The 6,990-nt window shown below is 63.6% G+C and carries 5 protein-coding genes, 1 tRNA gene and 2 pseudogenes; 3 read left to right on the forward strand and 5 right to left on the reverse strand.

Annotated features, from left to right (window positions below; translation table 11 throughout):
- Window positions 1-5: 5 nt before the first annotated feature.
- Window positions 6-541 (reverse strand): annotated as a pseudogene (locus tag MW084_RS02380) (ArgS-related anticodon-binding protein NrtL); the annotation flags it as partial.
- A gap of 128 nt (window positions 542-669) precedes the next feature.
- Entirely contained in the window at window positions 670-1,140 is a 471-nt protein-coding gene (locus tag MW084_RS02385; protein ID WP_078571395.1) for a response regulator, read from the reverse strand.
- Window positions 1,141-1,275: 135 nt separating this feature from the next.
- Between MW084_RS02385 and MW084_RS02390 the strand changes: the two genes are divergently transcribed.
- Window positions 1,276-1,347 (forward strand) — tRNA-Arg (locus MW084_RS02390).
- A gap of 235 nt (window positions 1,348-1,582) precedes the next feature.
- Here the strand turns inward: MW084_RS02390 and MW084_RS24445 are convergent.
- The 3 genes and pseudogenes from MW084_RS24445 to MW084_RS02410 all read right to left on the reverse strand — a co-directional run bounded on the left by MW084_RS24445 (window position 1,583) and on the right by MW084_RS02410 (window position 5,576).
- A pseudogene (locus MW084_RS24445) lies at window positions 1,583-2,625 on the reverse strand (IS630 family transposase).
- Between the two features lie 336 nt (window positions 2,626-2,961).
- Window positions 2,962-3,618, reverse strand: a complete 657-nt coding sequence (locus tag MW084_RS02405) for a PDDEXK family nuclease (protein WP_106428017.1) — start codon at window positions 3,616-3,618, stop codon at window positions 2,962-2,964.
- Between the two features lie 254 nt (window positions 3,619-3,872).
- Window positions 3,873-5,576, reverse strand: a complete 1,704-nt coding sequence (locus tag MW084_RS02410) for a DNA methyltransferase (RefSeq protein WP_275563448.1) — start codon at window positions 5,574-5,576, stop codon at window positions 3,873-3,875.
- A gap of 62 nt (window positions 5,577-5,638) precedes the next feature.
- Between MW084_RS02410 and MW084_RS02415 the strand changes: the two genes are divergently transcribed.
- Window positions 5,639-5,878 carry a helix-turn-helix domain-containing protein gene (locus MW084_RS02415; protein WP_010468689.1) on the forward strand — a complete coding sequence of 80 codons (240 nt, stop codon included), beginning with the start codon at window positions 5,639-5,641 and terminating at the stop codon, window positions 5,876-5,878.
- On the forward strand, window positions 5,878-6,108 hold the full coding sequence (locus MW084_RS02420; RefSeq protein ID WP_010468687.1) for a hypothetical protein: 231 nt from the start codon (window positions 5,878-5,880) through the stop codon (window positions 6,106-6,108). Before MW084_RS02415 ends, MW084_RS02420 begins: the two co-directional genes overlap by 1 nt.
- Window positions 6,109-6,990 lie beyond the last annotated feature (882 nt).

A 6,990-nucleotide genomic window follows, 5' to 3' on the forward strand; every position in this document is an offset into this window, starting at 1 on the left:
GGGNNCGGCCGCCGGTCGTCGGGGCCGGGGCCGGACCGTCGGCCCGCTCGTCGATCACCCGGGCCGGGGCGCCCTGGGAGCGGAGGAGGGCGACGACGCAGTCCGTGAGGGTACGGAGACGGAGGTCGGCGCCGTCCGGGACCGGGAAACGGACCTCGTCCTCGGGGAGCCCCCGGAGCGCGTCCCCGTGCCCGTACCGCAGCCCCTGCTCACGGATGCTCCGGACGAGGAGCCGGCCGGTCTCGGCGCGGGTGTCGGGACGGAGGGTGAGGTTGAGGAACCCGGGGCCGGTGATGTCGACCCGCTCGATGCCCGGCACGTCCAGCAGCCGCTCGCGCAGCACCTCGGCGACCCGCCGGGGCGGCAGCGCGGCGGGCCCGGCGAGCTGGAGCGCGGCGTTCGTCGCCCAGTCCCCGCACCCCCCGGCGCGGGGCCGCTCCACGACGACTCGCGAGGGCACCTCGCGCACGGCCAGGACCCCGTCGCCCACGGCACGCCGCACGGCGCGCAACACGGTGAGCGAGAGGTCTGCGGGGGTCACGGGACCAGCGTAGGCGAGGAGGGGGGAGGGAACGCGAACCGGTTTCGCCATCCGGGCGGGAAGGGCCGCACCGCTCGGGAACCGCCCCGGGTTCAGCCCCGGGCTCAGCCCTGGATGCAGCTCCGGCCTCAGCCCTGGGCCGTACCCGCCCGGCCGTTGCCGTGCAGGCCGCCCGCCGGCGGCGGAAGGAGCTCGCGCACCAGCCGGACGAGGTCGGCCGGCTCGAAGGGCTTGGCGAGGAAGGCGTCCACGCCGACCTCCAGGCCGCCCGCCACCTCCCCCTCGTCGCACCCGCTGATGATCGCGACCGGCAGGTGCCGGGTCCGCTCGTCGGCACGGAGCAGGGCGGCGGTGCGCAGCCCGTCCAGGCGCGGCATCACCACGTCGAGGGTGACCAGATGGGGCTGGAACCGGTGGACGACCTCCAGGCACTCGGCACCATCGGCCGCGGTCACGACCTCGAAGCCCTCCAGTTCGAGGTTGACCCTGATCAGCTGCCGGATGACCCGGTTGTCGTCCACAACCAGCACCCGACCGGAGACGCCTGACACAACTCGAGCGTAGGTCCCGCCCGGCTCCCCCGTCCGGCGTTTCGCCACTTCGGCTCCCCAGGGGGGACGCCACGGAGGGACCCCACGGAGGTCCCTGCGCCACCCGGCCGCCGGAAATACCTGTTCACGGGCACCCTCCGAGAGCTGGTAGGGTTCTACCCGTCGCCGCGAAACACGGCGGACGCCCCCGTAGCTCAGGGGATAGAGCAACGGCCTCCGGAGCCGTGTGCGCAGGTTCGAATCCTGCCGGGGGCACACTGTGCAAGTGTGTCCAAGACCCCGTCACCAGCGGAAACGCTGAGGCCGGGGTCTTCGCGTATGTGCAGTCAGATGCAGCGCCGAGCGGCCGTATGTCGGGGTCCGTGGACGAGGCGTGGACGGGATCTTGAAGCGTTGTCGCAGGTAAGACTTTGCACAGCGCGAGGCTCCTGGACGAGGTGCAGGGGCCTCGATCTACTGAGGTTGAACTCGTGATGTCGTGCCGCGTTGTTCAGGTGGGTCTGATGGTCAAGCCGGTCTTGGCGAGGCAGTCGTCTATCAGGTCGCTGCGGTACTGGATGTGTCGTGGGCCGCGGCGGGTGCGCTGGGTGAGGTGTTCGGGGGTGCTGAAGGCGACGTTGGAGAGCCAGCCGCGTCGCAGGAGAGACCAGCTCCCTTCGACGGGGTTGAGGTCGGGTGCGTAGGGCGGCAGGTAGCAGATGGCCGGCCAGGCCCGGGCTTCCGCCCATTGACGTAGATTAGCGGCTTTGTGGATGTTGAGGTTGTCCCAGACGAGCACGATCGGGACGCCGAGCTGCTGATGGGTGGCGATCAGCAGGTCCCGGTAGTCGCGCCAAGAGAAGCTCTTACGCCCGTCGCGCCGTCTGTCGTCTCGGCGCGGCCGGTAGATCATCTGGGACCTGTGGCCGGGCTTATAGCAGGTCAACACGGCAATGGACACCCGTCTGCGAGAACGGCCCCGCACCCGTACCACCGGAGTCCGGCCGCGCTGCGACCAGGTCTTGGCCTGCGGCGGCGTCATGGAGAATCCGGCCTCGTCCTCAAAGACGAGCCAGGCTCCACTCACCACCGCGATTCTTCCGCGCAGGGCCACGCCTCCCGAGCCCACCCGGCCACCGCCTCGTCGTACCGCTCCATGGCGCGTCGGGCCTGGACCTGGTAAGACCAGCCGTTGCGCACCAACGGTTTCCGCACGCCCTGAATGGCGTAGGTCAGGCGGAAGCGCTGGCCGATCACCGTTTTGATCCGCGCGAGCGTCCAGCGCTGCTCCTCCCAACCATGCGCGGCCGGCCCCTTGGTCAGCTCAGCCTTCCATCTGCGTGAACTGTTTCTCGCCCAGCCTCAGCAGCGACGCCGGCCCCTGCGACCGCAGAGCCCGCGGGCCGCCTCCTCCCACATCCACCGACATCGCTGCACAGAGCGGACGCTGACCCGCAGGTCCTTGGCGATCACCTAATTCGTCTCGCCCTGGGCGAATCTTTTGGCCGCCTTCAGCCGTAACTTCTCGCGCAACTGCTGACGTTCGGCGGTCAGCCCGCCCCCTTATGGATACCGCATGCCACAGGTGATACCGCAACGAGGGACGAGACGTCAGCCCCTACGACACCACGAGTCCAACCTCAGTAAGTGCAGGTCGCAGCATTGATTGCTTGCACGGCTGCAGGTCAGAGACCTAACCCCTCACTTTTTCGGCTTCTGAGGTAGGCATCGCAGGAGGTGAGCCTTAACGTACAGCAGGCAGGTACAGCAATCAGGGCGACCACAGGAGACCGTGAGCAACCGCAGGCACACCGCTGAGCTGATGAGCAGACTCAACGACCGCCTCCTATAGTCCACATCGAGGAAATCAGGGCTTTCTCGACGAATGACTCACTCAGTAAATTCTTGGGCTTCCTCGAGCCCTTCCTGAACATAATTAGGAAGCATGTCCTGAGCGGGGCCATCCGGAGGCCAAACTTTTACACCATGACGAGCAACGAAATTCAGGGGGATTTTAGGGTTATTGAGATGAGGACGTGCACCTCCACCCCGACGAGCATCGATATCGATCTGCTTCTGGAGCGCCGCTTCCCACTGGGAAAAATACGGCTCCAGTCTATTCGGATGGATCTCATAGATTGCTTCCGGAGTCGATTGGTCGAAAATCGCAACGATCCAGAGATGAACCGACCTATAGCGATCTATGTTGTCGAGAGTGAGTGTATGTTCCGTAGTAACACTAAGGCTCTTCTTGCGCTCACCTTTAAAATTCAGTCTTGCGACAGTTTTGATTTCATACTCACGCCCTAGAGCATCTGTTGCATCATTACCGACTCGCCCTCCCCCCTTGGTGAGGTTGAACAATTCAAGCAGCAGCAACTCCTTGTAACCTCCATCGTCAAACACGTTATGAATATGTCGCTCCGAGGCGCGTCTCTGAAGCTGTAGACCCAGTTCAACGATCTTGCGGATGTCACCTTGCGGTCGAAGCAGAGCCTCTTGGCCGTCGGGATCTCTCTGGCTCGGGACGAGTTGATGATCAGTCACACAGGAACAGTCGCCCGCACACTAGACCAACGTCTACAGACTATAAGTAACATGGTGAATTCGGAACGCAAGATTCCGGCGTTCGAATGTGCAGGATGGCGTCCTTAGGCGTGGTGTACGGGCTTCCACCTGATCCGGCCGCTGAGCTGGAGCCTGAGTAAGTGCCCAGATATAAGAGTGGTCACCGGCTAATTTTCGAGTGGGGCGGCCATCCGTTGTTGAAATGACAGCCGCCTTCTGGCTGCTCGAAACGCCTACTCAGGCTCCACCAATAGACCCGTCTTCGGGTCGACGCTCCACCCATCATCCAGCAGTGTTGCCGTCACCATCTGCAAGTTGAGGTCCGCGACATTCCACCCCTCCCGAAGCGCGCGACGGAGCAGCTCCAGATATAGGTGGCTCGGAGAGGCAGGGCCAGCAGCACCAACCAGTTCGCGCGTCGCTGCAGCAATGGCCTCAGCCGTCGGCTGCTTGAACGAAGCCTCAGCGTCATCCTGCGGAACCATCGTCAGGACAAGGTCGAGCGTAGCGACGTGTTCAAAGCCCGAAGCCAGCCCTTTCACAGAGCGCTGCCCCTTGTTCAGGATGACGATTTTCTCCGGCTCGATTCGCAGGCCGGCTGCTGCGACTGCTCGCTGGACTACTGCCCAGATCCTGCCCGAGGAGTTGCCGAAAACCATCGAGATGCGCCCGCCAGGCTTCAGGATGCGACGGCACTGCTTGAGGGACTCCGTCAGCAGCGCCTCGTAACGGCCCGCCGTACGCTTCGTGCCGGTGGAGCGATCGATCACTGCTTCCTTACCGACGTCCGTAAAGCTATCCAGCCAGCCCTCCTGGAACAGGGCCATATCCGCGTAGAAGAGATTTGAACCGAACGGCGGGTCCGTAAACACGTAGTCCACGCTTGCATCCGGCAGAGATAGCTCCACAGCGCTCTCCGTGACGTACTCTGCGGGCACCGTGTCCGCATCCACATTGCGCGTGAACGCCTGTGCCCGGATCCAGTCATCAGCCTTCAGCACGGCAGTCGCCTTGCGCTCGAAAAGTTCGAAGACGTTCCATTCGTAGAAGACCGGCGCGATATAGTAGTTCTGGTTCGCGGCGTTCAGCGGGCGTTTGTGCGACCACTGGTACCGCTTGCTCGCCCGAGTCAACGTTGCAGTGAAGGCGAACAGCAGCTTTTGCCTAAGGGCGCGGTCCTCAATCTCGCGGATCTCATCACGCAGGGCCACCAAAGTGCGTAGGTTACGCGGCGAGTAGAACGAAGCCACAGTCGTGTAGCCGCTCTTGCCCAACGCAGACGCCCGGTACATCTCCCGGTCAGGCGTAATCTCAACGTGGGGGAAGTCCAGGCCGTCGACGTCGACGCTCGGCGCAGTGATCGCTGGCTGCTCACGCTGCTTCGAGGAGCACGCGCAGTTGATGTAATCGACCACGGGCTGCTCACCCACGCGCTCGAGTCTGCTCGAAATGCGGGCCGAGCAATGAGGACAGGCCATTTCCGGTTTCAACCACTCTGCGGCTTCGAACGAGTGGTAGTAGTTCACGGACTTCTCACAGTCCGCGCATCTCACCAGAACACTCCAGACGGTCTTCGCAAGCTGGCCGGTCCCACCGCACCCACTGCAGGGGACCTCGTAGATGTTGCCCACAGCGTCTTGAGCCCGCTTGACGACGGCCTGCGCAGCACTGGTGAACTCGTACCCTTCCACCATGTTCAGGTAGTTGGACCCGATATGTCGACCCAGTACAGAGATGTCCGACAGGCGTGCCTGGCGCCCGGTAATCCGCGCCGCGACCCCTGTCATGCCAGATCCAGCGAACGGGTCGACTACGATACCACCGGGCGGACAGTACGCCTCGATGAACGGCGTAATCGCAGGCACGGGAACCTTCGTCAGATAGGCATGCGCGAGGTAGACAGGGTCACCACGACCCACCACGATCTCCTCAGCCATGCCGTCAACGTTACTCATAGTCTGTAGACCCATCGTCTGCATCGTCCTAGCGTCCCTCCATCATGACGCAAGCCTCAGACAAGCCCCGCATCCAGCGGCAGCGCGAGGCGTTCGGCCACCGTGTGCGGGAGCACCGCCTTTCGGCAGGCCTCTCGCAAGAAGAGCTCGCGGAAGCTGCAGGGATCCACCGCACCTACGTCTCTTCACTAGAACGAGGTCAACGCAACGTAAGCCTTGACAACATCATCGCCCTCGCGCGTGCACTCGAGATCGATGCCGCACAACTACTAAAAGGTATTTAATGGACTTCAAAAAAGGCGTTGATTTCGCTCGGATTCTTAGCATAGGAGCCTACGTCGCCGACACTATTCCCCAAGACCTCGAGCACAACGATGGGCACCACATTATCGAGCTTGACACTCAGAGTCAGGTCGGTATCGCCACCCTATGGGCGAAGAACGAAGACTGGCTCTGTCAGCCGGACGCGGACGGCATTCTCGACGCGCTGAAGCTTCAGACGCTTCGTCGGTAGCAGTGGTTCAAACACTGCTCTGCGTCTTGGCCAACCCGCCTGTAGGTGATGGTGCCCGCACCCGCGCTCGAGTCGCACTCGCAGGTGAACTTCTCGGCTACGATACCGTCACCATCGGGAACCTTTTCGCCATTCCCTCGCCTAGCGTTACCGACATCGCCACCCTTGGGGTAGGCCCTGCTGGCTGGCTGAAGGCTCGTGTAGCGCTCCAAGCGCAGCTCGAGACCTGCACAGGGGTGCTGCTCGCTTACGGTGTAGCGGCTCCGACAGGGCCCGCGCACCATCGCTACAAGGGGCAGATGGAGTGGCTTAACGGCGCGCTCGCTGGATTCCCAGTGCCCCGGTACCAGGTTGGAGAGGCGCCTAGGCATCCGTCTCGCTGGCAGCGGTGGACGGCCCAACAGCACCCACAGCGCGAGTTTCGGGATGCTTTGCGACGCAGCTTCGTGCTTCTGCAGGGCGAATAGCCAGATGACTCCTCGACGCGGCCCAGAGCACAACATCATCACCTGCGATACGGCTGGCGGCACTCCGCGGTACTCAACAGAGATAGGGCCTACCTGGTCCAGAAGTAGGCCACCATGAAGGTGCGCACAGGCCGCCAGTGGCCTGTGCGTGGACGGGCGGCGTTCCACTAAGCACCGGTGGGCCCATGACCTGCACACATGCCCGAGGCGGTAGCGCCCCCCGGAGCCGTGTGCAGCCTTCTTGTCTTCGTGTCGGCGGCTTGCTCAGGCGGTGATCCCGCTGGGGGGCTTCAACGGGATCGGCTTGGTGTCCTGAGGTCGTGTCGGTTCGGGCGCTCCATGGTCGCGTCCGAGGCCGGGAGGCGGGCTGGGGTGGTGGGANNGGNTTTNNNCTTGAATTTGGCTTGAAGGGGGG

The organism is Streptomyces sudanensis (assembly GCF_023614315.1).
Lineage (GTDB): Bacteria > Actinomycetota > Actinomycetes > Streptomycetales > Streptomycetaceae > Streptomyces > Streptomyces sudanensis.

Bases quoted from the DNA above. Each gene is read 5' to 3' on its own strand.
- MW084_RS02410 (WP_275563448.1), bottom strand. From the start codon at position 5,576: ATGGCTGAGGAGATCGTGGTGGGTCGTGGTGACCCTGTCTACCTCGCG.
- MW084_RS02420 (WP_010468687.1), top strand. From the start codon at position 5,878: ATGGACTTCAAAAAAGGCGTTGATTTCGCTCGGATTCTTAGCATAGGA.
- MW084_RS02415 (WP_010468689.1), top strand. From the start codon at position 5,639: ATGACGCAAGCCTCAGACAAGCCCCGCATCCAGCGGCAGCGCGAGGCG.